Genomic DNA, 25,637 nt, shown 5'->3' on the forward strand with positions numbered 1-25,637 from the left:
TCGAATACTTCCAGAAAATCAAAGACGATGTCAGAAATTGAAGTTAATCACCTTCAATTTCTGACATCGTCTTTTTCGATCATGATTTCTAACTTTTTAACTAATTTTGACGGTACTTTCGGACGCCAATAAAGATAAAGCCGCTTACCATCAAACTAATTCCCGCAATCGCCATCAACATTGAGTCTCGCTCACCAGTGTGTGGTAATGTCACTAGTTTGTCAGTTTCAGAAGCCGATTGAGACTTTTGAACTAGCTGAGTCACTTTAGTTACTGCGTGAACAACAGCTGGTGCAGTCTTTTGCGGCGTTATCGTCTCCGGCATCGCTACTTTAATCGGTGTTGCCACTGACTGTGGTGCACTTGGTTGTTGCGGTTCTGCTGGCTTCGGCTTTTCAGTCGGTACAGCAACTGGTACATAGGTCACCTCAACTTGTGCTGGCTTCCCGGGTATCGTCACCACGGTCACTACTGGCGTATAACCAGGCACTTGTGGCAACTCACTGACTGGAATGTTTTGACCTGGTACCCCTGTAATCTGTTTCACTGGTACATTCGGAAGCGTGTGTCCATGCTGATCAACTGGCACTACAGTCACGTTCTCAACGTAGTAGTAATTGACCGCATCATTCGTCACACCGTAAGTCCCACTGGCATTACTTGGTGTCGCAACCAACGTGTAACCCGCCACATTAGCTGGTACAGCTTGATAACTACTACCAAACGGACCACTTAACGTCACCGAACTCGTAATCGGTGTCGTCGTCCCTTGCAAGTAGTAGTTCACCACGACCGTTTCAGTCTGCGGTGTATACACGACGTTCACATTACCCGGTTTATCCGGCACATTTGGTGTCTTCGTAACGGTGTAACCAGGAATAGTCGGTAGCCCACCATGTGGCGATACCGGTTCACCCGGCGTCCCCGTGCCTGTCGGCGGTGTGACGCCCGTAATTGGCGTACCCGCTGGGGTAACAGGCACGGTCTTGTAATCCACGGTGTAGTAGTAATCCACGGTTGCCCCACTTGCCGCATACGTACCACTGGCATTAGTTGGGGTTGCCTCTAAGGTATAACCAGTTACGGTTGCGGCCTGACTAGTATAACTGCCGCCAACATTTCCATTGAGGGTTTTACTGTCGGTAATCTTAGTCGTGGTCCCTTTCACGTAGTAGTTAACCGTTACGGAACTCGCCACTGCATTTGCTTTGTAGTAGAAAATCACATTTTGGGGTGTGCTCTCATAGGTACCGGAAACTGTCTTATCACTAGTTAACGTATAGCCGCTGATCGTTGGCGCGGTCTCAGAATACTTATCGCCCACGGAACCCGTGGCAGACTGTTTCAACGTGCTTGATCCTGGTACAACCGTTGTCGTGCCTTCAAGATAATACTTAATTGCGATTCCAGACTTGAAGTTGAGGTCCAAAGTTAGACTAGAAGCCGCCTTTTTATCATCCTCGTTGTTTAAAACATCTCCATCAGTCTGCGGATCATCCGTAATAAAGGACAGTGGCAAGGCCCTATTCACGGTGCCCGCCTTCGCATCCGTCTTCAACTTCACCACAATCGATCCGTCAGCCTTAACCGTGATCGAATCAAACCCATCAGGCAAGTCAACTTGCGTACTGGTAAAGGTACGGTCACTCCCATTGGCAAACGTCTTTAACTGATCAACCGTAATGCCTTGATTGTTGCCTTCCTGGACCTGCGTTTTAATGTCAGCAGTTGTGATTGTAAACGACTGAGTCTTGTTGCCCAAGACATCCGCCAAGTTAACTGTTTGTTTCACGGTTTGCCGATTGGCCAATTGTTTGTTGATGGTCAGATGCATGAGGTCCCCATACTGATCTTTCAAGCTGGTGACCTTTCCCAGCTCATCACTCGTCCAGTTGGGATCAAATCCATTCCCATACAACTGTTGTTGCAGGTCATGTTGTTTTGCCGGGTCGGTTGGGTCATACGTCAATTGCTGGGTCTTGGTGTCGTACGTCCAACCATTATCATTCAATGTCTTAGCGTTGGCAGCGTACCAACCGTCCCAATCAAAGATAGCCGAACCCACATTTGTTGCCGGATCAACCTTTGTCTGATCACTGACGGAAGTGGACTGAGCTTTACTCAAGTCAATCACCACCTGCGCATTGCCGCTTTTATCGTAACCTGCGACTGCTGTTACACCGGTCTTGTCATTTTCAACGTTGCTGGCAACGTATTGTACCGTTGTCGTGGTATTCAAAGGTGTCCCTAAATAAGCATCTGGTGCTTGCGTATCATCCGGTGTCTTATTGTCTGCTTTCAATGGGTTCGGTGTGGTCCCTTGGAAGTTTAAACCATCAGTATTTGTCTTTTGAGTAGCGTTGTAAACGCTGCTGACACCGTCTTTTCCAGTCTTAGTATCCGGACTAAAGACAACCCCTTTATGATTCAAATCACTCAAGGCAACTAATGTCTCAGAAATATAGTCTGGTTCAACTGTCGTATTACCCTTGCCGACTTCCGCGGTAGCCGTCATCGTCTTCGTATTGTTAGTTTCAACCAACATATTCAAATTCGTTGCATGTGCCGTTGACGTTGGATCACTGGTTGGCGTCATGTCAGTTGTGGCACTGCCATCGTTATCCACTTCAATACTATTCTGCATGACCGTCTGAAGCCCAGTCTCACTGACGTTCACGGAACCATCCTTGGCATAAGTAATGACCACCGTTGAATTCTTGTACCCCGGTTTCAACTGGTCATTTGGGGTTTCTTGGTTATCAATAGTCACCGTATCGCCAGCAGTCATAACACCAGTATAGTTAGATGCGGATTGCTTGCCATTAATGTCAATTATTGTGTACGTCAGCTTACCCGCGGCATCAATCTGAATCGCTGCCGTGGACTTACCTAGCAACGTAATTGTCTGTGAAACCGTGTTGTAGTCCTTGCCGTACACCGCATTCGGCTTCACTTGCAGGAAGCTTTGATTGCCACCAGCAATCCCATTACCAAAGAAGCCCGCATAGGTCTGGTCAGGTACAACCCGATTCGTCGTATTGTCTGTCGTGTCTTTCACACCGTTGTAGTCAGTCTTTGCGACTCGTTGAACGAGTGTGATCTCACTGACATAGGATTTACGGTAATCCCAACCGGCCTGATAAACATTACCGGCACTGGTGCCGTCTTTAGTCGTCTGATTACCTGCAACAGCAGTCGTAATCACACTTTGTGCATCGCGGATAAACTGGTAACTAAAGGAACCATCACCATTATCAATGACGACTAACTTCGTAAACTTTGATGCATCCTTGGCATTATTATTGATCTGCATACTTGGATAGGTGACTAAAACACCATTACCTAAGGCGTTAGCACCGGTTAGGTTAGTCGTATAATCAACTTTGCCACTACTGTCCTGACCAATGGCAGCCATTGATCCGCCGTCATTAGCGACTTGATTACCGGTCCGGGCATCATCGATTTCGATCTGAACGCTGGTAATCTGTCCCAAATCTGGCGCTTTGGGATTGGCATTTCGTTTAATGGTAATTACCGCATTGGTTGCATCGGCATTACTGTAATGAACTGTCCAAACGGTTGAACCATCCGGATTCGTCGTTGTTAAGACCGGCGTTAATTTGTCGGTCACGGTACTGGTATTTTCATAACGATACGTATCGCTAGTGGGATCGCCTACCGGACTCTCACCAGCTTTAACAATTGGATGTAAGGCTTTTTGCACGGCCGCGTAACCGGCTTCATAAGCTGGAATGGCAACGGCTTCTTCATGCACATACGCATAGTTGACCGTATCTTGAATGACCTTTTGCGCGTTGTTGATTTCACTACTGTCCGTGATACTGCTGCCCAAATCATCACTACTGATCGTGCTTGTCGCATCGACAGCATTTTTTAACAAGGTCGAAGTTGAGACCGGTTTAGTCGTCGCCTGTCCATCTTTGTCTGTGGCTGGCACATCCGTCTCAGAATACGGAATGATATTGCCATCTTTATCAACACCATTGGTCATATCAGCATTCAAGGTAAAGCTTCGCCCATTAGTCCCTGCAATTAGCCCAGCATCTTTTTGACTTTGAGCAGTTTGGATATCCCACGGAATTGGCTTGCCTGCATGTGCATTACCACTTTGGATGACATGTTCGTCGGCTTCTTCAAGCGCCTTGGCGACCATGTTAGTTGGTTTTCCATTTTTATCTAGTAATGGATTACCCTGCTTGTCTAAGAAGAAACTCTTATAGAGAATACTAAAGACTTTGTAGTAAACATATGAGTTCTCTTGGTAGTACGCATACTGTGTATCTGATAGCATTCCGTGATTTGTAGCTGTTGGTAAAATCTGCGACTCCTCAGATAGATCCCCAGTTTCGCCTTTGTTAATCAGCAATTGGACATCACTTAAGAAATCCATCTTCGCTTGATTGGCTGTATCCCAGGCCACTTGATACATATCATTTTGAGCAGCCGTCGCAATCCAGTCCGCATTGGTATCGCTATAACCCTGCGACTGAAAGTCCGTCCCAACGATGGCAGGTTTTGAAGTTCCACCTTCTGTGTTGATGCCATTAGACGCCGTGTTGTACGTGTAGTTCTTACCCGTTAAGACCGAATAAATTGCCAAGTCTAAGGGAGACCACACACCATCACTAGTGCCTACATTTGAAGAATTAACCGGAACGTTACCATTCCCATACTTAAGGAAATCGTAGTCCCTCCCATTTTTGGTTTCAAATCCGGATAAATATGCCTTAGCAGCTTGATAGGAAAATAGATATATTTTAAATTGGTCATCTGTTCCTGCGTATAATTGTGGAACCAAACTCTTTCGTGCTGAATAAACGCTAGACGAATAATCCAAAGCTATCTTTTGTCCATTCAGTGCATCTTGCGTAGCTTGACTAAAAGCCTTATTAACAATATTTTGCCATTCATCATAATATGCTGTGACAACTTCAATAGCCAATGACTTTTCCAAAGTTGTTAAATTATCAAAACTAGGTGTGCTTCCCGAAACAGATGTCGCAAAATTACTATCTGTTTCAAAGACCTTCAGTACATTAGCAAACGTTATAAAACTTGCTTGATTAATGTATGATTTTTCAGCAGTCCCTCCTGGAAGAGTATTCCAGATAACATCTAATCCAACCGGTGCGGTCTTCTGAGCAACAACACCTCTTGCGGCTGCCCCTGCTTCGTCCAACAAAACAGCCCCATTAAAACCACTATCTGCAGTGTTATATCCAATTGCTTTTTCTAGTGTGAGTCCCGCGTCAGTATTACCTGTAAACCACGAAATTGCTGTGGCCTGACCAGCTTCATATGCTTTAATCAAATTAGGATCACTGGAAACGTTTGTTGAAAAACTGTTTAACAGTTTAACTAAGCTTACGAAACGATCTGTAATGTTACCTGATGAGTCCAAAGTGTCATCATTATATCCTTGAGTACCATAAGACAAGCTATCATCCGTATTATCTCGACTCTTTACTAGCCACAAGTAGTACGCTTCACTTGTTAGACTTCCCCTTACGAAGTTTCCTATCGTATCCAGATAGCCCTGCTGTGCCGTGTCATTACTAAGTTTGAGATCCGCATTATTCGAGGCAATATACATATATGCAGTGCTACTAGATATTTGTTTCCAAGTCAACCTGCTTACAATCGCGCTGACCCAATCATTAATGACCGTCTTGACCTGCGAATCCGCGGCATCCTTTTCTTCTACGCTTGCCGAATGCTGAAAAACACTCAATTCAGAATCAAAATTCGGAACTCCAGTTTTTGTCCCAATCCAGTCAGAGAGTGCTCCATCCTGTGTGAATGCCGCACCACTCCAAAATCCAAACTTCAACCCTGAAATTGCAGTTTCTGCTCCTTGCTCATAATTAAGTACGTCTTCTATTACTGAATCGTTTACCGTTATTTGAGCCTTTTTTGTGCCAGCGCCTCGAATTGTTTTCTTAGCTTGTTGAATATCATCGCCAGAGGCTCCCGCTGGCAAATCAACAATCAGTGTTCCATCTGTAGAGATGCTGACTTTTGTGCCTTTAACAAACTTAGTTGGATCAATCTGCCCCAGTGTTTGTAGTGTCTTAACGGCTGGTGCAACTGTCAAAGCTTGGTTGGCCGTTGAAGCTGCTTTGGTTGTGACACTGGCGGGTGTAACAGCAGATAGTTGTGTGACTGATTGACTAGTCGAAGTGCTGGTTGAATCAGTCTTTTTTGTTTGTGCAGAATCCGTTGATGCGGTTGTTTGACTTGCCTGTACGTTACTTTGAACTGTCTCTGATTGTGGGATTGCTGATGAAACGTCTGACGTTTTAGGAGCTGAACTAGCCACTATCAATGGAGCAGCGGTTAGTGACGTGGCATCAGTCTTGGATGCACTCGGCTGTTGGCTACCTGATTGAATACTACTTGCAGTCACAGACTTCGTTTCAGTAGAAGTTGAGGTGGAATCAGTAGTTGAGGAAACAGCATTAGTTGTGTCAGACTTCGATGCAGAATTGGCACTCGTCGCTGAATTGTCAGCGGTTTCATTTTTGACAGTCTTAACCGCTGTGCTGGTGTCCGATTGTGCCTTTGAACTAGTAGCAGTGGACGTCACTTTACTTGGCGCCGTTGATGAACTGGCCGAAGCAGCGGATTGATTGCTGTTCGAAGCCGTCGAGGAACTCGCCAATGCCGCACTTGTTTGGTTAGTCGATGAAGTTGCATCTGAGCTAGATTCAGCAGCGGTTGTTTCAGCTGTCGCTATGCTTGTTTGTGACACAGTTGTAGCCGTGCCAAGACTCAACCCAACAATAGCCGCAAATAACCAAACCTTGCCGGCTTTATACATCTTATAGTGAGGCACTTCACTCATATGTAAAAATTTACTTTGTTTCATATTTCTCTCCTGCCGTCAAAACTGCTTATTTTGCTGTTTCACTGTGACGTTCTGTATCCGAGGTTGAGCTTGCCGCATTGTCAATGAGTTGCGCAACCAACTTCGTGAGCGACAATTTGTGCGTCGTTTTGAGTTCTTCAATCTGTGCCCATTCAGTTGGCGTAATGGTGATATTGAGTCGTTTGTTTTCAGCTTTAATCATTGGAATGACCTCTTTGTTTGTAGTTTACAAAAATAAATTACCATCAGAATAATTAAGTGTAACATTATTAAATTAACCATAATTCTTTTTGGAAACGAAAACAATAGGCACAGCGGACTTCCGTTGCGTTATTTTGCTAAAATAAACTCAAAATGTTTATCCACTTCAATTTGTAATAGTGAAACACCTTTTATCCTCATAATCCTCATCAGGTGGCCCAGATTATGGTATTCTTTTGATAATTAGTTTTTGTAGAAGAGAGGTAGTCTGCTTGATTAACGGCAGCATTATGCGTGATGCACGTAAACGTCAGCATTTGTCTCAAGCTGGGCTGGCAAAGGGAATTACAACTCAAGCAACAATTAGTAAACTTGAAAATGACAGTGTCGCTCCCAACAGTGAAATTATGACAAAGCTCGTTCACCGATTACATCTGTCCATGGACGACATTATAATTGAAGACGAGCAGACACCGGAACAGATATTAAAGCAGGCCGATCAATGGGCAGAGGTTTTTGATTATCAAGAAACTATTGACCTGCTGAATCGCGTTGATCGTGACTCATTTTTTACTGATGAAGATAAGTTACACTATAGTTTCTTGAAAATTAACGCCACGATGTGGTTAACTCACGATTTCGACGCTAGTATTTTTGACTTTAATCGAGTCCTAGATGAAGTCACAAACAAAAAACAGAATATTTATGCGTTACTAGCGGTCTGTCAGCTTGGCACCGCCTACCTTTCTAAAGAACAGCCAAAGCAGGCGGCTTATTATTTTGATCAAGTGGCATCTTTACTCGACGGAATAGATACAGAGAAATATCTTTACTGGACATTATTTATACTAGATAATCTCTCAAACTTTTGGTCGAAACAAAAACAGTTTGATAAAAGCAATGTTTATGCAAACCGTGGTCTAACATTGGCAAAGAAATATCGAACAATTTTATTTATGGAAACACTTAGTTTCACTCTTGGAGAAAACATCGCAGTCGTAAAGGGATGGGATAACAAAGAAGCACGCCAACATCTAATTCAAGGTTGGTCATTTGCTTGTTTTCTTGATGATCAAGTTGTCCTCACTATTATGGAGAAAGTAATGCGAGAACATCACGTTACTGGTGACTGGTAGCTTCCTATAGTACAGTTTGATTTGCGTAAACGAATTTAATGATAGATAAAACGGCGTTACGATTTTGCATATCAGAAATGCAAAGTCGTAACGCCGTTCGTTTAGTCTATATTCGGTTCTAGAAATCTAAAGTTGTGCATTAATTTTAGTTAGTAGCTCCGCTAATAGTTGCTGCTCCCCGGGGGTTAACGACCCAATTGTCCGGTCAGCTACCCCTGCTTCAAATTGATGAATGGTTGGATATAGTGCTGTGGCCTTCTCTGTTGGAAATAACCGCCGAACTTTTTTGTTAACCGCGTCCGGCCGTTTCTCAACGTAACCTTCCACAATTAACTTTTGAACGGCTCGAAAACTAGTCGTGCGGTCCACTGCCATATCAGCTGCCAAAGCATCAAAAAAGAGCCCCGGCCGTTCACAAATCCGCAGTAGATATTGAAAACGATTATTGTTCAGCCCTTGAGATGCGAATTCGTGATTGGCACTCGCCGTAGCACGCCGTGAAAAGGTACCAATTTGTCTTAATTCATCAATCATTTTTAAACTCCTTGTTGCATTTGCAATAAAATAAAACTATACTAAATGCCATTAATAACGAAAGAAGTAACACTATGTGGCAATTAAAACGGTTCTCCGAGCTCACTCCAAATGAATTATACGACATCTTCTATGCACGAATCCAGACCTTTGTGGTCGATCAAAACCGAATTTATCAAGAAGTTGATGAACATGACAAGGCAGCACTACATTTAATGGATTACGAAAATGGTCGTCTTGTTGCATACGCACGAATTTTCACAGAAGAAAAGCACGTGACGTTTGGCCGCGTGCTGTCGATTCCTGAAGTTCGTGGACAAGGTTACGGACGGTTGCTACTCGAACAGATCATGCAAGTATTGAATGATCACTTCAGCGATCTCCCCGTCGAAATTGAAGCCCAAGAACAGGTTCAGGGTTTATATACAAAATTTGATTTTCACGCTGTGGGCGATGTGTTCTTATTCAACCACACACCACACATCAAGATGGTTCACGAACCATTGGCAACTACTCATGCAACTCAATTGGCTGCCCATCAGGGTCGTGAATAAACGTCATTGCCTTCCCAGTGAACTCGTCATGACGAATCGGTTCAGACTTTACACCCAGTTCAGCTAACTCAATCACCGTTTGCGACACATCCTTCACCATAAAGGCAATGTGGCGTAAACCAAGCGCCTCTGGATACGTTAACCGTGCCGGACTGTTTGGACGCACAAAGAGTTCCAACTGAACGTTGCCAGCACAAAGCATGATCACGGTATCATGTTTAATTGGACGGTCATATTCACTGACCATCTGAAAACCAAGCTTCGTGATGTAAAAATCCTTGGCCTTCGTGTAGTTTGAAACGACGATTGCGATGTGATGCAATGTGCTTAATTCCATGTGTGCCCTCCTCTGTGTGCGGCTTAGCGATTACTTGTGCTCAGGTCGCACTCCTTACCTATTAGTGTAGCATACTCGCCAACTTCTCCCTTTTTGAATGCTTAACTCAAGCACTCAAAAAATGGGCAAAAAAAAGCTTCTATCATAAATGATAGAAGTTAGTTTGGCGTGTCTGGTATACCTCCCAGACTTGAGGGGTTCTTCAATCACGAAGAACTGAGTACCGGCACCCAATTAGTAGTCGGTGGGTGGGCCGCCGTGTTCCACAACACGAACGATCAAGCACTCCTTATACGAAGGAAAAACGTGCCCCCGGCTTCGATAGCCACTAGCCTCCGCAGAGGAACGACATTACTGCCGTCTGGCTGATCTCGACTCATCGCATGTAAATACACTAACATCTTATTGAGATGAATGCAAATGTGAGGGACGCAGAAGTCAGAATTTTATGGCTGAAAGTACATATTTAATATCTGTGTGGATTGAGGCTGGCTCATTGAGCTAGCAGCATGTCCGTTACGCCGACCGGCAACGCCGTTCCGTGAGAACCGTTTCAGCCTGCTGAAAATCGCAGTCTTCAACTCGACTTCGAGCCAAAATACGTCTCGAAGCTCGTCCCACACACCTTGATGGGCTAAGACCGCGCCCATTGAGGTGTGTCGACACGGAACTCTGTCGCCGGTCGACTCCACTCATCTAAAAAGTGAGTAGGTGTGTTGATACCAGCAGTCATTATGGCCTGCTGTTAACGTAAAAAACGAGCAGTCGTCGTATACTTTGGGAAGTTGACGAGTGCTCGTTAACGCAACACACCACCGCTTTTGCGGATCGGTAGGATGTCATCTCCAGTGGCATCCTTTTTACGTTGTCATTATAACATGTTCATCCTAAAAAGAGTCAGTACAATTGGATGATTCATGTAAAAACAAATCGTTCAATCGACTGATATAACAACATTTATAGATGCTATCATCTTACTGACTTTCTCATGAAAGCGGCATGGAAACCTCATCTAAATCGAGGGAACCGTCGTGCCTGATTTGCTATAATTTTTGTTACCGAGAAGTGAAGACGGTTTTGAGAGTGCTCACGAAGCGCGGGAGAAAGCGAGCAATAACGTAAACAGACAGACGTGAAGGTGAACTTTGCCTTTACGTCTGTCTGTTTGGGTTATGCACAGCTTTCTGTGCGTCAGTGACACGTTTGGTGATCTTTTTGTCCGAAAGAAGATGGTGCTAATGGGGTAAGAATTTTTTACCGTATTGCCGCAGAATCTGATGGAAAGGAGTTACCTCGTGTCCGTAAAGGATGCACTGCAGCTAGTGTTGGAGTTTGCCATGTTCGTTGTGGCCCTCCTTGCACTGGTCGTTCAGTTAATAGCGGTCATTATGGCCTGCTGTTAACGTAAAAAACGAGCAGTCGTCGTATACTTTGGGAAGTTGACGAGTGCTCGTTTATCGTTCACACCACCGCTTTTGCGGATCGGTAGGATGCCATCACCAGTGGCATCCTTTTTACGTTGTCATTATAACATGTTCATCCTAAAAAGAGTCAGTACAATTGGATGATTCATGTAAAAACAAATCGTTCAATCGACTGATATAACAACATTTATAGATGCTATCATCTTACTGACTTTCTCATGAAAGCGGCATGGAAACCTCATCTAAATCGAGGGAACCGTCTCGCTTGGTTTGCTATAATTTTTGTTACCGAGAAGTGAAGACGGTGGTGACTCTGGCGTATTTATACGTCTGAAAGAAGATGGTGCTAATGGGGTAAGAATTTTTTACCGTATTGCCGCAGAATCTGATGGAAAGGAGTTACCTCGTGTCCGTAAAGGATGCACTGCAGCTAGTGTTGGAGTTTGCCATGTTCGTTGTGGCCCTCCTTGCACTGGTCGTTCAGTTAATAGCAGTCATTATGGATTGCTGTTAACGTAAAAGCGAGCAGTCGTCTCAACTTTGGACAGTTGACGATTGCTCGTTGATCGTTCACACCACCGCTTTTGCGGATCGGTAGGATGCCATCACTAGTGGCATCCTTTTTTACGTTGTCATTATAACATGTTCATCCTAAAAAGGGTCAGTACAAGTGGATGATTCATGTGACAATAAATCATTCACTTGGTCGTTCAGTTAATAGCAGTCATTAAGGCCTGCTGTTAACGTAAAAAAACGAGCAGTCGTCTCAACTTTGGACAGTTGACGATTGCTCGTTGATCATCTAGCGCCACCGCTTTTGCGGATCGGTAGGATGCCATCACCAGTGGCATCCTTTTTACGTTGTCATTATAACACCTCCGTTTAGCAAGATGTCCAACAAAGTTTGCCCACGACGTACCCTCTTTGCTTGGCATTCTAGTCGTTTGCAAGTATAGTAAGACTACTATGACAAACTTCCTGACTTCCACCCGCCTGGCGTGGGTACTTGAATTTATTTTCCATCCACTATCCTTTTTAGTGCCATGGACCAACCAATTTAATTACTGGGGCTATGTGGTGTTATTTACTGTCCTCTTTTTAGAAAGTGCCTACCTGTTATTCTCATTCTTACCAGCGCAGTCGCTGCTGTTTGTCGCCGGAGCAATCTCTGCGAACCGGTCTTCGGTACTCAACATCTACCTCTTGTTGATTGGTTTTGTGGTGATGACACTGGTCGGATCGACCATCAAATACCACACCGGTATTCGCATGAAAGCGCGCGCCGACGCACATATTCAACAAAAGCGCGATGAGGGTAAGTCGCCAAGTAAGACCATGAAGCGACTGTCTCAATCCGAGGTCTACTTTGAGAAGTACGGTGGTAGCTTCCTAATCATTGCACGGTTTGTTCCTATCGTCGGACTTTTCATGCCACTCATTGCCGGTGAAACCAAGATGGATCAACGCCAATTTCATCTATTTAACACAATTGGCGTCGTGGCTTGGATCTTGATCGCCACACTAGCGGGATTTTTCTTTGGCAAAACACAGTTTGTCAAAAACTACTTTACGTTTATCTGCATTGGTATTGCGTTGCTGCCGATTATCCTTCACGAAGTCGTTCGGTTTGTGCGTGAATGGGTCGATGCGATTCGTGACCTTAATTGAGATATTTACTACCTTCACGGACGGCCAATGAACTCATCTTGGATTGATGGTCAGCTATAAATTGACGTACCCAACCCGGATTAGTTTTACTGTAATCACGTAACGACCAGCCAATCGCTTTTTGAATAAAAAATTCGTCGGTCGCTAAATCGGCCAGCATCATCTCACTTAAATACGCTTCATCCGTTAACGTTTTAAAGCCTAACTGCAAGGTAATGCCCACCCGGCGTTGCCAGAAGTCAGGCTTTTCTTTATACCATGAACCAACTTCTGCTAACCAGTCTGGATGACGTTTGACAACGCGGCCAATTACGCCACGAATAGCGTCGACACTATCCCACCAAGGTTTAACCGTAATATAGTCACTCAGCCACGCTAACTCATCCTGTGTCAGCCGAGTGACGTTATGCTGCATCATATCAATGGCAGCATATTGATACTCACGCTCTGGCAGCGCGTATAGTGTCGCAAACTGCCGTCTCAATGCCGATAACGTTAACTGCTTACTATCAACAAGCAGGCTGTGTTCCTGTTGCCTACGTTCTGGTGACTTAACCCCAGCAAACAAAAATTTGTTCTTCATGTATGCGGCCATCCCCTCAGCCGTCTCGGGATCACCCTTTAAAAAAGCTGTTATCATTTTTCAAGCCCACCTTATGTAAACGGCGGGTATCGGTGAAAGACCACTTTTCACTAATACTCGCCGCAATTGAAACCTTTATTTAATTGTGAAAACTAATCCTCGGCTTCTTTTTCAGCATCAGCCGTTTCTAGTTTTTCAACCTGTTCACGAAGCCAGTCAGTAATCTTGGCACTCACGGAATCTGGATCGTCCAAAAACGCCTGAACAGAACTGGCCATATCAATTCGCATCTTGGACACATTGATGGCTGGCGAATCGAAAATCATATACAGATTTACTTCACGTTCATCGTCAGGATCAAGCATCTTATCAATCTCATTCGCATAGGCAAACGGCAAATTGATCAATGAACTTTCTAAACGAACATTCATTTCAACATCGTGGAAGCCGGTGATATCAACCCGTGTTTGAATTAACTTACCAGTTGCGAGTTGTTTCTGTGCAAAGGCAATGCTGTCAGCCATGACGCCTTCTGGATCATCATTCAGTTTGTCAAACGTGGTTGTGGATGAGGTTGCCACATACGTTTCATCTTGCAATGCCTGTAAAAAATCGGCAACTTTTTCTTCCATGGTTATTTTCTCCCGTTCGCTTGTTTATTTGCTTTGCGCTCGACCCAAATGCGGTTGTTTTCCTCGTAGTTGCGACGGAATCGTGCGCCCGCCACAAAGGCTTCGAAGTTGGTAATTAAACCAATTACCGCAAACAGATCGATCATCACGTTTATGAAAACCACCCCGTGGCCCGTAAACGTCTGTACCACCGCTAAGAGTAGCACAGCTGTCAAAATAATCAGAACGAAAGACTGCGGATATACTGAAAACCGCCAGTTAAGTGCAAACATAATGACAGGGATAGCGACGAAGACTAACATGATGCCTTCGTTTGCCAGAAAATGTGGCCACTGCTGGCTCGCACTCTTGCCAAAGCCAAAGTAGACCCCCGCATTCACAATCGTGTAGAAAATCCAGGAAGCAATCGTCAAGCTGACGACACGTACATCTCTCATCTAGACAAAAACCTTTCTATGCCAACAAATCGACCAATTGTTCTTTCGAAATGCCGACGAAGTATTTTGCCAGGTCCACGTCTGCCAAAGCAGATGCTAAATCGTCACGGTCATACTTCACGCCCGTCAGTTTGTCAGCCAGTGCAGAAACATCTTCTGGTCCGAAGAAATCCCCGTAGAACTTGATGTTGTTGATCTTACCATCATCAACGTTCAAACGTGCATCAATCGTCCCGTAATCAAAGTGCTGACGCTTCTTTACCGTAAATTCTGGTGACTTACCGTAAACCCAGTCCCAATTATTGTAATATTGTTCGTACAACTTGTCGATTTCTTTCTGATCATCATCAGTAACCTTGACTTCACGGTCCTTGATGTCAGCGAGGTCGTCAACGTTAAACAATTCTTTCAATAAAATATCACGGAACGTTGGGACATCAATATCTTGATACTCTTTGTCCAAGTATGGACGTAAATTGGTAACCCGTGAACGAACGGACTTGATCCCCTTTGAAGCAATCTTATCTTCTGGCACATTAAGTGCATGCGTCACAACATCAAGATCCACGTTAAGCATCAACGTACCATGTGAGAATGTCTTCCCATTACGGGTGTACATCGCGTTCCCAGAAAACTTCTTGCCATCAACGAGAATGTCGTTACGACCAGAAACTTCAGCGGTTGTCGCACCCATTTTGTGTAAGGCATCTACGATTGGCTTTGTGAAAGATTTGAAATCACCAAATTCTTCACTGTTTGAGTCCACCACGAAGCTGAAACATAAATTACCTAAATCCTGATAAACGGCACCGCCACCAGACAGCCGACGGGTTACCCGAATGTTGTGCTCTTGAACGTACTTCTGGTTAATTTCTTCCTGAGTGTTTTGATTACGACCAACGATGATACATGGTTCCTCATAGTAGAATAGTAATAACGGTTCATCAAACTTCTTGTTGTTCATCAAATATTGCTCGGTGGCTAAGTTCTCGCCAATGTTGTGCGATTTCATCGAAACATAGTACATAACGTTAAATCCCCCTAAGCATCTTTTTTATTGGTGATTCACCCAGTACAGCGGTTTGTATCAACTTATAAATAGATGAATCACGCTTTCACCAATGATGTTAGCACTTTCTGAAAGCGGACACAATCGTTAATTTGACAGTGTTTCGTTTTGTGATTTCACAAACTTTCTGAATGTTGAATATTACCTTTCATTTGACCAGGTCATTAATTATTGGCAACCAAATAAGTTTACATTTAGTGCCCATAAATTAGTAAATCGCTTACATTATGACTGATAAAAGGTATAATAAAGATAAGGCAAAAGCAGTAGAGTTCCTGATTGATAGAAAGGTGGCACACAGCGATGTTACAGCAATACAAAAATATTCTTGCCCCAGTTGATGGTTCGAAAGCCACTGAACCAGTTCTGGAAAAGGCAATTGAGGTTGCCAAACGCAACGATACGCACCTAGACATCCTGAACGTTTTGGAGGTTAACCAATTCTCGGACAGTTATGGTGGCGCTGTAAGTGGCGATGTCATCTACCGGTTGGTTGAAGACGTTCAAAACCGTTTGGAATCTTTGAAACAACAGGCTGAAAAAGCTGGTGTTAAAGATGTCGACATCCATGTTCGTTTTGGTAATCCAAAACCTGTTATTTCGCGTGAATTCCCTCACGACCATGGTAGCGAATTGATCGTCATGGGCACGACCGGCTTGAACGCTGTTGAACGGTTGATGGTTGGTTCTGTTACCAACTATGTCAGCCGCAACGCAGATGTTGATGTACTGATTGTTAAGGTTAACCAGAAGTAAGATAATTAAATTATGATTTTATAAAAAGAGCAGGTGTTCTCAAGTGAGAACTAATCTGCTCTTTTTGTATTTTCGATAAATTAATCGTAATACATAGTCTTTTGACAATTTTTGAACAATAAGCCCTTCTGCACAAGAATATGGGTAGAAGTCTGTATTACCCTATTTTTGAAATTGTTTCTACTGAAAAAGGCAACTAAAACTAAAGAGACTGAAAAAAGAGAAAACTGCTACAGTAGCGTTGTGGAGCCAGTGAGGGACAGAGTTTCGTGAGAGCAATACTTTGTGGATGGTTTTTATCCACTTAGTATTGCAGGACTACTTTTGAGACGTTTTGTGGCTCAAAATCGAGGTTGAAGACGCCGGTTTTAAGGAGGCTGAGACCGGTCCCACGAAACGGCGTCCCTCGTTGGCGCAACAATGCGGCTCCTAGCAATAAAGCATTGGTATACCCGTTTTAAGCTCCCTTTTAGTTTCGCTTAAGTCCCCTTTATGCAAGCAGGTCTATCGTAATCAACAATGTTCAAGCAATTATTAATCACACGTTCTTGTTTGAAACTAAACGATAGGAAGTGACCTTATGCGCAAGTTTGTTAAACGATGGAACTGGTGGTTAGTCGCCATTCTTGTCCTCGCTGCCGGACTCTACGGTTGGAATATCTGGGAGGCCGGCCAGGCCAACGATTTTTACACGGCCGCAATCGTCAGCATGACAAAGAGCTGGAAGGCCTTTTGGTATGCCAGCTTTGATCCGGCTAGTTTTATTACGGTGGATAAACCACCGGTTGCACTCTGGTTCATGGCAATCAGTGCCAAAATATTCGGCGTTCACGGCTGGAGTGTCGTGCTACCGTCCGTCCTGTTTGGAATTGGCTCGGTCGGTCTGATCTACGCCATGGTTAAACCTTACTTTGGGCGTTTGGCAGGTAATTTAGCAGCACTTTTCATGACGATCACACCAATTGTCGTGGCCGATTCGCGGACCAACAACATGGATGCGACGTTAGTCTTCTTCCTATTACTCGCAGGTTTCCTTCTACAACGTGCCGTTGCCAAACGGAAAACGTGGCTCGTAATCCTTTCATTTGCACTTATTGGCGTTGCCTTCAACGTCAAAATGTTGCAGGCGTTTATGCTACTACCCGCGATGTATTTCTTCTACTGGATTGCCAGTACGGTTGGCTGGAAGAAAAAAATAGTCCATCTGGTGATGGCAACGATTGCCTTAGCAGTCTTCACGTTAGCCTGGCCAGTCGCCGTTGACTCAACCAACAAGAGTAGCCGACCCTACATTGGCAGTTCATCAACGAACTCCGTTTTAAACTTAGCCTTTGGTTACAACGGTTCACAACGTTTGCTCGGTCAATCGACCGGAACCGGTAGTCGCTTCCCAGGCATAGGCAGTAGCAGTAAAGGCAAATCTGGTCAGGCGCCAACGGGTACTATGGGCAAAACGGGCACCCCACCCTCAGGATCAAAGACCGGCACTAAAGGCGTGGCGCCAACGGGTAAAAAGTCTGGTGGTCAGATGCCTGGTGGTTCCAAAGGCGGCGCGCCAACTGGCATGACTGGTGGCAAACAAGGAACCGGTGCTGGCGCAGGTGGTGGTGGCGGTGCCTTCAACATCGGTAGCGCAGGCCCATTCCGTTTGTTCCAGCAAGCACTTGGCGGTCAGGTCAGTTGGTTCTTCCCGCTAGCACTTACCGGCTTAGTCGGCGCTTACCTATATGAAGCCGACCGTAAGAAACGCTGGTGGCAAACAACGCGTAATCAACAACAGCTCTGGTACTGGGCTGGTTGGCTCGTACCAGTTGCCGGATTCTTCAGTATCGCTAGTTTCTTCCACCCCTACTACATGATTATGCTCGCACCACCACTTGCCGTTCTGGGTGGAATCGGCATTGCCACGTTTGTAAAATCCGTCAGAGAAGGGCGTCAGCCTTGGCAGCGATACATCTTCGCCTTCGGACTACTCGCCACAGCAGCACTGCAAGCATGGTACGTTTACAGTTACTATCCGTGGTTAAGCTGGCTTATTGCTGGCGGATCTGTCATTACAGCAGCGTTGATTGCTTTCGTATTCACGAGCTGGCGTAAGGTCGCCGTTACCAGTACGTTTGCGATTGCCTTGCTGTCACTGGCGCCAGGATTCTGGTCATTAACACCAACTATTGCTGGTGAATCGGCTGCCATTCCAACAGCTGGCCCCGACTTATTGACGAGTGGTGGTAACAGCGGTGGTATGGGTAACGAATCCGCAAATACCAAACTGATTAAGTATCTCGAAAAACACAATGGCAACGCCAAATATCTGTTTGCCACAATGGATTCAGGTACAGCCGCGCCCTATATTATCAAAACCGGTAAGTCAGTGATGACGATTGGTGGTTTCAACGGTACCGATAATGCAATCTCGCTTGCCAAGTTTAAACAACTAGTCAAGGCCGGTCAGGTCAAATACTTCTACGTCTCCGGCAAGAGTACTAGTGGTAGCATCGTGAACTGGGTTAAGAAACACGGTACCAAGATAAGCGCCAAAACTTACGGCGGTACAAGTGCTAGTTCCATGATGGGTGCCACAAGCACATCAGAAGGCAAAACAATCAGCAGCGCCAGCAAAAAGACGACTAAGCCAACGGGCAGTACTCAAGGTGGCCAACCTGGTGGTCAAATGCCATCTGGCATGAAGAAACCATCAGGAACAAAGAAACCTGGTAGTGCTCAAAAACCATCAGCCACAAAGAAAACGTCTGGAACGGCCAAGAAAATGGCCAAACCGTCGCAAAAACCGTCCAGCAAAACTGGTTCGTCCAAACAGGGTCAGCCAAGTACTGGTGGCATGGGTGGCAACGGCGGTACGTTGTACAAACTGAACTAAGGAGGATGACAACCATGACGAATACTTCAAATCAACTTATTTCTATTGTGATGCCCGTTTTCAACGAAGAAGCGCTCATTATGAAGACGATTCGAACCGTTCAAGGGTTTGTCAGCCAACAACCTGAACGCTACGAAATTATTTTTGTTGATGACGGTTCAAATGACACAACAACGGATAAAATTCGTAAGGCAATCGCCTTCCATCCAGAGATGCGGCTTGTCCGTTTCTCCCGTAACTTTGGTCATCAGCTAGCGATTACAGCAGGTATTCGCTACGCTACTGGTCAGGCCGTCGTGGTCATGGATGCAGACTTGCAGGACCCACCGGCTGTTATTGCCGACATGGTGTCAGCCTGGCATCAAGGGGCTGATGTAGTATATGGCAAACGGCAACAACGCGATGGTGAATCCTGGTTCAAGAAAGTCTCGGCTAAAGCCTTCTATCGCATTCTACACAGCATCACAAACGTTGACATTCCAGTTGACACCGGTGACTTCCGTTTGATGGATCGCAAAGTGGTCAACGTCCTCGAACGCATGAATGAGGATGAACCCTTCGTTCGCGGCATGGTCAGTTGGGTCGGTTTCAAACAAACCGCGGTGGAATACGAACGCCAACCACGCACAGAAGGTGTCTCCAAATACCCGCTTCGCAAGATGATTCGCTTAGCGATGGATGGTATCACATCGTTTTCAAATCTACCCTTGAAGTTTGCAAATTGGACAGGCGGAGTTCTATGTGCGGCTGCTGTCCTCACCTTAATTGCAGCTATCTGGACAGGTTTTACCGGAACGACACTCCTGTTGGCGGTCGACCTGCTGATAGGTGGCCTACTGCTGCTCAGTATCGGCATTCTGGGGCAATATCTCGGCCGCGTGTTCAATCAGTCACGTGAACGTCCTTTGTACGTTGTGGCAGAAACGATGGGTTTTCCCAGCGGTGCTAACAATCAACACAGTGTGGCCCGGACAATCCCAGTTAGTCAGGTCCAAAAGATCAGAAAACAATCCTAACTAAATGATACAAATAAGGGTTCCAAACATCATTAGCAAGTGCTAACGGTGTTTGGAACCCTTTTGAGATTGAATTTTACTTTATTGAGAGGAGTGCGGGCGGCTTCGGCATCACTCTCTCTAAAACGTGCACCTGCCGCCCAGAATCCTGTGCATAACACGTAAGCCAATGCATTCGGAAACCCACCGAATGTCTCGTCTTACCCGTTATTGCTCGGTTTCTCCCGGGCTTCGGCATCACTCTCTCTAAAACGTGCACCTGTCGCCCAGAACCCTGTGCATAACACGTAAGCCAAGTCATTCGCAAGCCCACCGAATGTCTCGTCTTACCCGTTATTGCTCGGTTTCTCCCGGGCTTCGGCATCACTCTGTTATTCTTCTCCCAGTGTTTGCCAGTCTTCGGCCCAGACGAGGCCCATGACTTTTTCGCCAGTATGGACACCGATGGAAGGCCCAATATGAGCAACCTCAAACTGAGGATCTTTGCCACCGTCCGTTTTCAGGTTCTCACTGGTTAAATCACTCATCCAAGTGGCACTGGCATCGGGGTTGTTCCCGTCAATCACGCCAACACGCACCGGATAATCTTCATCGCCCAATGACGCTTCAAAATCACGCTTAACTTTCTGGAAGGCACGTTTGGCCGTTCGTTCCTTCGTTAAGGCCACAATTTTAGCATCTTCAAACGTCAGAATCGGTTTGATCCGCAATAAGTTCCCCACGAAAGCGGAACTGTTCGTAATCCGACCCGTCCGTAACAAGTGACTTAAATCGTCCACCACAAAGTACACATGGGTCGTCTCACGTAAATGTTCAAGCACTGGCAAAATTTCAGCAGCATTCTTGCCAGCCTTAGCCATCTTAGCAGCCAGTAAGGCCAAACAAGCTTCACCTTCACTAGCCATTCGCGAATCAAACGGATAGACTTTGATACCTTTGACAGTTGGTGCATAGGCTTCAAGGTTTTGTAGGAACGTCGTGATACCACTCGACAAGTGAATACAAATCACTTCGTCATAACCTTCTTTAATTAGTTCATCAAACTGCTCCTGCATTTGCATCATTGTCACTTGGGCAGTAGATGGCATCGCCTTTTCTTCGCGCATTCGTTTGTAAAACTGTTCACTGGTAATATCAACATTTTCTAAGTAGGTTTGGGTGCCAAAAATCACCGTAATTGGCACCACTCGGATACCAGCGGCCTTCGCTACTTCAGGATCTAAGTAACTGGCGCTGTCCGTGATCACAGCTGTTTTCATCCCGCTGCCTCGCTTCATTTTTATTGATTGCCACTAAATTTCTCGCAACCATTTGTGTACATTCATCATACCTGACTTGTGACCATTTTTCGAGCGAGCAATCACTTTAGTCGTCAATATCGTTCACGTATTGAACGCCAGCAGGCAATGTCGATGACCGCCCAACGATTGCTGGATAAATTGGCATGGTCGGAAAATCCTTTAAGCTAATCCATTCAAACGTGTGACAACCGATGGTAAAACGTCCGTTTGGCAAGTTTCCTAATTGTGGACTGTCGAGTAAATGAACGAAATTGACCTGTTGCCGGACATCTTTTGACGTACCAAACTGATGCTCCATCACCCATAACAGACGTTTTGGCCTCACATCGATATGCAGCTCTTCCCGATATTCGCGCTCAATCGCCGAAACAGAGGACTCACCAAACTTAACTTTGCCGCCAACTAACGCAAAATACGGCTGACCATCGTCATCAATACTACAATGAAACAACGCTTTGTCCCCTCGGACTAACAGTCCACTCGCGCGCACGTTAAACGTTCGTTTACTACGCCTAAACAACAGATCGTCAGCTTCTTCGGTCATTTAAATTCGCCGTCCGGGTTCTCTAAATAAGTAAGTTCAGACACACTCCGTTTTTCAAAAACATTCAACAGTTTGTCCATGCCATCCGCAATTTCATGCTGAAACATTTCGTCACGGCGCATCCAGCAAACCTTTCCTTCATCAGATGATCGTAGCTCACCTGAATACGAATCCGTTCTGAATAGGGCGACAACATAACGTCCATGTTCAGTCATAAATTCTTTAATCCCACAAAAAACGGGATTATGAATGTCGAGGCCTGTTTCTTCCTTTACTTCTCGAATCGCAGAATCTACAAAACTTTCGCCGGCTTTCACATGACCACCCGGAAATGTGTAACCAGGCCAATCAGGATTTTTGCGATCCTCAACCAAAATCTGGTTGGTTTCGTTATCTGACACCAATACCATGTTAGTCAATTCAACTTCTTCGGTCTTCGCCATGTTACCCTCCTCGTTTGTCTGTGCGTTTTTGACAGCGTGGCTATATTATCTTGCTAATACAGTGGTTTTGCAATCATGAAATTTTGCGAATGAACGTTCTTTTTATCTTCTGCTTTGGTTATAAACACTAAAGCTCCATCAGATTTTTTAAGATTCAAAAACAGAAATGTAGCGGAGTGGAAGGGAGCTAAAACTGAAAGGAAGCCGTGAAGGTGCTGTTAATGAGACGGTTTGAGTCGAATTTACTGCACAGGACTGTCGTGAAGACGTGCCCCTTCGGCTTCACGGCGAGGTGAGAAACTCGCATCTCAGGGGTTCGAACCGGTCCCACGGCTGGAGTTCAGTTTTGGCAATCGAAGACGTCATTCATCCACCATTCTGCGATTGAAAACAAAAAAACAGGGTTCACGCAATCCAAACGGACTGTGTGAACCCTATTCATTTATTGGGGCACCCTGATCCATCTACAACCAGAATCTATGCGACAGTTACCCCAGAAATTAAACAAAATGCCATCTCAAAATTGGACGAATTGGACGCTGAAATTGTCAAATCCAGCCCAAATGATTACCAGCCCAAATTCAAGTAAAGCTAGTAAAGCTCGTTTCACACAAAAAAAACAGGGTTTGCATTGCTCCGAGTGGAGTACGCAAACCCTGTTATATCAATGTTTAGACTACTTAATGTCTTTCCATTGCCATGCATTAACTTCTGGTAAATCAGTACCTTCATCACGGATGTACTGGTTGTGTTTAGCAACCATGTCGTCCATGTGTTGACTGAATTCGCCGGCCTTTTCAGCAAAACTAGTTGCATTGATGGCATCCTTAGCCAAGTGGAAACGGTCCAATTCGTTCAAGACACGCATGTCAAATGGTGTAGTGATGTCCCCATTTTCACGGTAACCGTGGAAGTGGATGTTGTGGTTATGACGGTCGTAAACCAAACCACGCAATGTGTTTTCGAAGCCATGGAAAGCAAAGATAACAGGCTTGTCAGTCGTGAAGTAACTGTCGAATTCTTCGTCAGTCAAACCACGGTTGTCTTGGTCGTCACCCTTCTTACGTAGCTTCAATAGGTCAACAACGTTGATGAAGCGAATCTTCAAGTCAGGGAAGCTGTCGTGCAATAAGGTAATTGCAGCTAAACTTTCCATTGTTGGTTCAGTACCAGCTGCTGCAAAGACAACATCTGGTTCTGCACCATCATCGTTAGAAGCCCAAGGAATGATACCTAAACCGTTGTTAACAAGTTCCGTAGCTTCGTCAATGGAGAACCACTGAGTCCGTGGGTGCTTGGAAGCAACAATCAAGTTGATAACTTCGCGACTTTGCAAAGCCTTGTTCATAACAGCTAATAATGAGTTAGCGTCAGCTGGCAAGTATTCGTTAACCAGTTCGTGACCCTTTTCAGCCATATGACCAATCATACCAGGATCTTGGTGAGTGTAACCATTGTGGTCTTGTTGGAACACAGTGGAAGTGTTGATGATGTTCAATGATGGGTAGTCATGACGCCAGTTTTGTTCTTGCGCCTTACGTAACCACTTGTAGTGTTGAGTCAACATTGAGTCAATAACACGCGTGAATGATTCGTATGAAGCGAAGAAGCCGTGACGACCAGTCAGAACGTAACCTTCAAGCCAACCTTCAGCTTGGTGTTCTGACAATTGTGAGTCAATAACTTGACCAGAATGTGCGACATTTTCGTCGTTTGGTTCGTGAATGTCTTCCATCCATTGACGCTTGGAAGCATCCCATAGACCCCACAAACGGTTTGATTGAGTTTCATCAGGACCAGTGATCCGGAAGCTCGTTGGGTTTTCCTTCATGATGTCACCAGCAAAGTGTGACATAACTTCCATGTCCATCCGTTGCTTGGAGTTATCCTTCAAGTCACTTTCAGGAACGGCAAACTTACGAACATCATCCATCTTCAATGGTTCTGGGTGAATCCCACCGTTAGTGATAGGGTTCATAGCCATACGTTTGTCACCCTTAGGTTCAACTTCTGACAATACTTCTTTAGGAGTACCGTCTTCGTTAAATAATTCTTCAGGCTTGTATGACTTCATCCAGTCAACCAACATGTCTTTGTGTTCCATGTGGTTTGCGTCCACCGGAATTGGAACCTGGTGAGCACGGAATGAGTTTTCAATTGGGTCGCCGTTCAAGTCCTTCTTAGGACCAGTCCAACCTTTAGGTGCACGAAGCACGATCAATGGCCATACAGGTAATGAATCGTCGTTGTTGTCACGGGCATTCTTTTGAATGGCCTTGATTTCTTCAACAGATGCATCGATGGCCTTAGCCATGTCTTGATGAGCCTTCTTGTGGTCTGAACCATCAGTTTCAACGAAACGAGGGTTCCAGCCCATACCTTGATAGTACTTAGTCAAGTCAGCATCGCTCATCCGTGAAAGGATAGTTGGGTTAGAAATCTTAAACCCGTTAACTTGAATAATTGGTAATACAGCACCGTCGTGGATTGGGTTGATGAACTTGCTTGAGAACCATGAAGCAGCCAATGGGCCAGTTTCTGATTCCCCGTCACCAATTTCAACAGCAGCAATAACGTCAGGGTTATCTAAGATAGCACCAACACCGTGTGAAAGAGAGTAACCAAGTTCTCCACCTTCGTGGATAGAACCTGGTGTTTCAGGAGCAGCATGTGAAGCAACCCCACCTGGGAATGAGAATTGCTTGAACAAGCGTTGCATACCTTGTTCGTCACGTGTGATACGTGGGTAACGTTCAGTGTATGAACCGTCAAGGTAAGCGTTTGAAACCATAACTTGACCACCGTGACCTGAACCTTCGATATAGAACATGTTCAAGTCATACTTCAAGATGGCACGGTTTAAATGTGCGTAAATGAAGTTTTGTGGAACGATTGTGCCCCAGTGACCGATTGGCTTAACTTTAACGTCTTCTGCCGTCAAGTCGCCCTTCAATAATGGGTTGTCCTTTAAGAACAACTGACCAACTGAAAGGTAGTTAGCCGCACGCCAGTAAGCGTCAACTTTGTCTAAGTATTCTTGTGAGTCGTAATCAACTGCCATGAATATTTACACTCCTTCGAGATAATTTTTAATAACACGAAATTTGCTGTGAAATCCACCGACTTTTTTACCGGTCAATTTACAGTTACTATAATAGACGCTTTTAAATAAAAGTCAACCTTTTAGAAAATTGGTACGACCCAATTACCGTGATCGAATGTTTCTATTGGTTAG

20 protein-coding genes are annotated in these 25,637 nt (G+C 45.0%); 8 read left to right on the forward strand and 12 right to left on the reverse strand.

All coding sequences use genetic code 11. The features are described from left to right. Positions 1-100: 100 nt before the first annotated feature. Together LROSL1_RS11495 and LROSL1_RS11500 are read right to left on the reverse strand one after the other, a co-directional pair. Positions 101-6,889, reverse strand: a complete 6,789-nt coding sequence (locus tag LROSL1_RS11495) for a MucBP domain-containing protein (protein ID WP_178914656.1) — start codon at positions 6,887-6,889, stop codon at positions 101-103. A 25-nt stretch (positions 6,890-6,914) separates the two neighbouring features. Beyond that, the gene (locus tag LROSL1_RS11500) at positions 6,915-7,091 is read right to left on the reverse strand and encodes a hypothetical protein (RefSeq protein WP_178914657.1); all 177 of its coding nucleotides are present in this window, start codon (positions 7,089-7,091) and stop codon (positions 6,915-6,917) included. 271 nt (positions 7,092-7,362) lie between these two features. Here LROSL1_RS11500 and LROSL1_RS11505 point away from each other — a divergent pair, with 271 nt between their 5' ends. Next, positions 7,363-8,226 (forward strand): helix-turn-helix domain-containing protein, encoded by an 864-nt coding sequence (locus LROSL1_RS11505; protein ID WP_178914658.1) that lies wholly within the window; start codon positions 7,363-7,365, stop codon positions 8,224-8,226. Positions 8,227-8,352: 126 nt separating this feature from the next. Here the strand turns inward: LROSL1_RS11505 and LROSL1_RS11510 are convergent, their stop codons facing one another. Continuing rightward, a complete protein-coding gene (locus LROSL1_RS11510; protein WP_178914659.1) occupies positions 8,353-8,760 on the reverse strand; it encodes a MarR family winged helix-turn-helix transcriptional regulator in 408 nt (135 codons plus the stop codon). Between the two features lie 74 nt (positions 8,761-8,834). Here LROSL1_RS11510 and LROSL1_RS11515 point away from each other — a divergent pair, with 74 nt between their 5' ends. Then, a complete protein-coding gene (locus LROSL1_RS11515) occupies positions 8,835-9,314 on the forward strand; it encodes a GNAT family N-acetyltransferase (protein ID WP_178914660.1) in 480 nt (159 codons plus the stop codon). Here the strand turns inward: LROSL1_RS11515 and gloA2 are convergent. Beyond that, on the reverse strand, positions 9,271-9,651 hold the full coding sequence (gene gloA2 / locus LROSL1_RS11520; protein WP_017261540.1) for an SMU1112c/YaeR family gloxylase I-like metalloprotein: 381 nt from the start codon (positions 9,649-9,651) through the stop codon (positions 9,271-9,273). The two genes, LROSL1_RS11515 and gloA2, sit on opposite strands and share 44 nt — an antisense overlap. Before the next feature lie 1,295 nt (positions 9,652-10,946). Here gloA2 and LROSL1_RS11525 point away from each other — a divergent pair. From LROSL1_RS11525 to LROSL1_RS11535, 3 genes are all read left to right on the forward strand, one after another. Then, positions 10,947-11,054: a putative holin-like toxin gene (locus LROSL1_RS11525; protein ID WP_161002178.1), complete on the forward strand. Its 108-nt coding sequence runs from the start codon at positions 10,947-10,949 to the stop codon at positions 11,052-11,054. 409 nt (positions 11,055-11,463) lie between these two features. Then, the gene (locus LROSL1_RS13290; protein ID WP_155827240.1) at positions 11,464-11,589 is read left to right on the forward strand and encodes a putative holin-like toxin; all 126 of its coding nucleotides are present in this window, start codon (positions 11,464-11,466) and stop codon (positions 11,587-11,589) included. 452 nt (positions 11,590-12,041) lie between these two features. Continuing rightward, positions 12,042-12,743 carry a VTT domain-containing protein gene (locus LROSL1_RS11535; RefSeq protein WP_178914661.1) on the forward strand — a complete coding sequence of 234 codons (702 nt, stop codon included), beginning with the start codon at positions 12,042-12,044 and terminating at the stop codon, positions 12,741-12,743. Here the strand turns inward: LROSL1_RS11535 and LROSL1_RS11540 are convergent. The 4 genes from LROSL1_RS11540 to LROSL1_RS11555 form a co-directional block, all read right to left on the reverse strand. Beyond that, positions 12,736-13,383, reverse strand: coding sequence for a DNA alkylation repair protein (locus tag LROSL1_RS11540; protein ID WP_178914662.1), 648 nt, complete (start codon positions 13,381-13,383; stop codon positions 12,736-12,738). The two genes, LROSL1_RS11535 and LROSL1_RS11540, sit on opposite strands and share 8 nt — an antisense overlap. A 95-nt stretch (positions 13,384-13,478) precedes the next feature. Beyond that, positions 13,479-13,958: a hypothetical protein gene (locus tag LROSL1_RS11545; RefSeq protein ID WP_178914663.1), complete on the reverse strand. Its 480-nt coding sequence runs from the start codon at positions 13,956-13,958 to the stop codon at positions 13,479-13,481. A gap of 2 nt (positions 13,959-13,960) precedes the next feature. Beyond that, the gene (locus LROSL1_RS11550) at positions 13,961-14,395 is read right to left on the reverse strand and encodes a hypothetical protein (protein WP_017261544.1); all 435 of its coding nucleotides are present in this window, start codon (positions 14,393-14,395) and stop codon (positions 13,961-13,963) included. 16 nt (positions 14,396-14,411) lie between these two features. Further along, the gene (locus tag LROSL1_RS11555) at positions 14,412-15,422 is read right to left on the reverse strand and encodes a lipoate--protein ligase (RefSeq protein ID WP_017261545.1); all 1,011 of its coding nucleotides are present in this window, start codon (positions 15,420-15,422) and stop codon (positions 14,412-14,414) included. Positions 15,423-15,767: 345 nt separating this feature from the next. Between LROSL1_RS11555 and LROSL1_RS11560 the strand changes: the two genes are divergently transcribed. From LROSL1_RS11560 to LROSL1_RS11570, 3 genes are all read left to right on the forward strand, one after another. Further along, entirely contained in the window at positions 15,768-16,220 is a 453-nt protein-coding gene (locus LROSL1_RS11560) for a universal stress protein (RefSeq protein WP_017261546.1), read from the forward strand. A 580-nt stretch (positions 16,221-16,800) separates the two neighbouring features. After that, complete coding sequence (locus LROSL1_RS11565; RefSeq protein WP_178914664.1) at positions 16,801-19,098, forward strand: glycosyltransferase family 39 protein; 2,298 nt, start codon at positions 16,801-16,803, stop codon at positions 19,096-19,098. 14 nt (positions 19,099-19,112) lie between these two features. After that, entirely contained in the window at positions 19,113-20,114 is a 1,002-nt protein-coding gene (locus LROSL1_RS11570; protein ID WP_178914665.1) for a glycosyltransferase family 2 protein, read from the forward strand. A gap of 371 nt (positions 20,115-20,485) precedes the next feature. Here the strand turns inward: LROSL1_RS11570 and LROSL1_RS11575 are convergent, their stop codons facing one another. The 4 genes from LROSL1_RS11575 to LROSL1_RS11590 form a co-directional block, all read right to left on the reverse strand. Then, on the reverse strand, positions 20,486-21,373 hold the full coding sequence (locus tag LROSL1_RS11575; protein WP_178914666.1) for a DegV family protein: 888 nt from the start codon (positions 21,371-21,373) through the stop codon (positions 20,486-20,488). A gap of 106 nt (positions 21,374-21,479) precedes the next feature. After that, positions 21,480-21,959 (reverse strand): NUDIX hydrolase, encoded by a 480-nt coding sequence (locus tag LROSL1_RS11580; RefSeq protein ID WP_178914667.1) that lies wholly within the window; start codon positions 21,957-21,959, stop codon positions 21,480-21,482. After that, on the reverse strand, positions 21,956-22,402 hold the full coding sequence (locus LROSL1_RS11585; RefSeq protein WP_017261552.1) for an 8-oxo-dGTP diphosphatase: 447 nt from the start codon (positions 22,400-22,402) through the stop codon (positions 21,956-21,958). Before LROSL1_RS11585 ends, LROSL1_RS11580 begins: the two co-directional genes overlap by 4 nt. A 676-nt stretch (positions 22,403-23,078) precedes the next feature. Next, the gene (locus LROSL1_RS11590) at positions 23,079-25,463 is read right to left on the reverse strand and encodes a phosphoketolase family protein (protein ID WP_017261553.1); all 2,385 of its coding nucleotides are present in this window, start codon (positions 25,461-25,463) and stop codon (positions 23,079-23,081) included. Positions 25,464-25,637: the final 174 nt, after the last annotated feature.

The sequence above is a fragment of the Furfurilactobacillus rossiae genome, from assembly GCF_013394005.1.
GTDB lineage: Bacteria > Bacillota > Bacilli > Lactobacillales > Lactobacillaceae > Furfurilactobacillus > Furfurilactobacillus rossiae.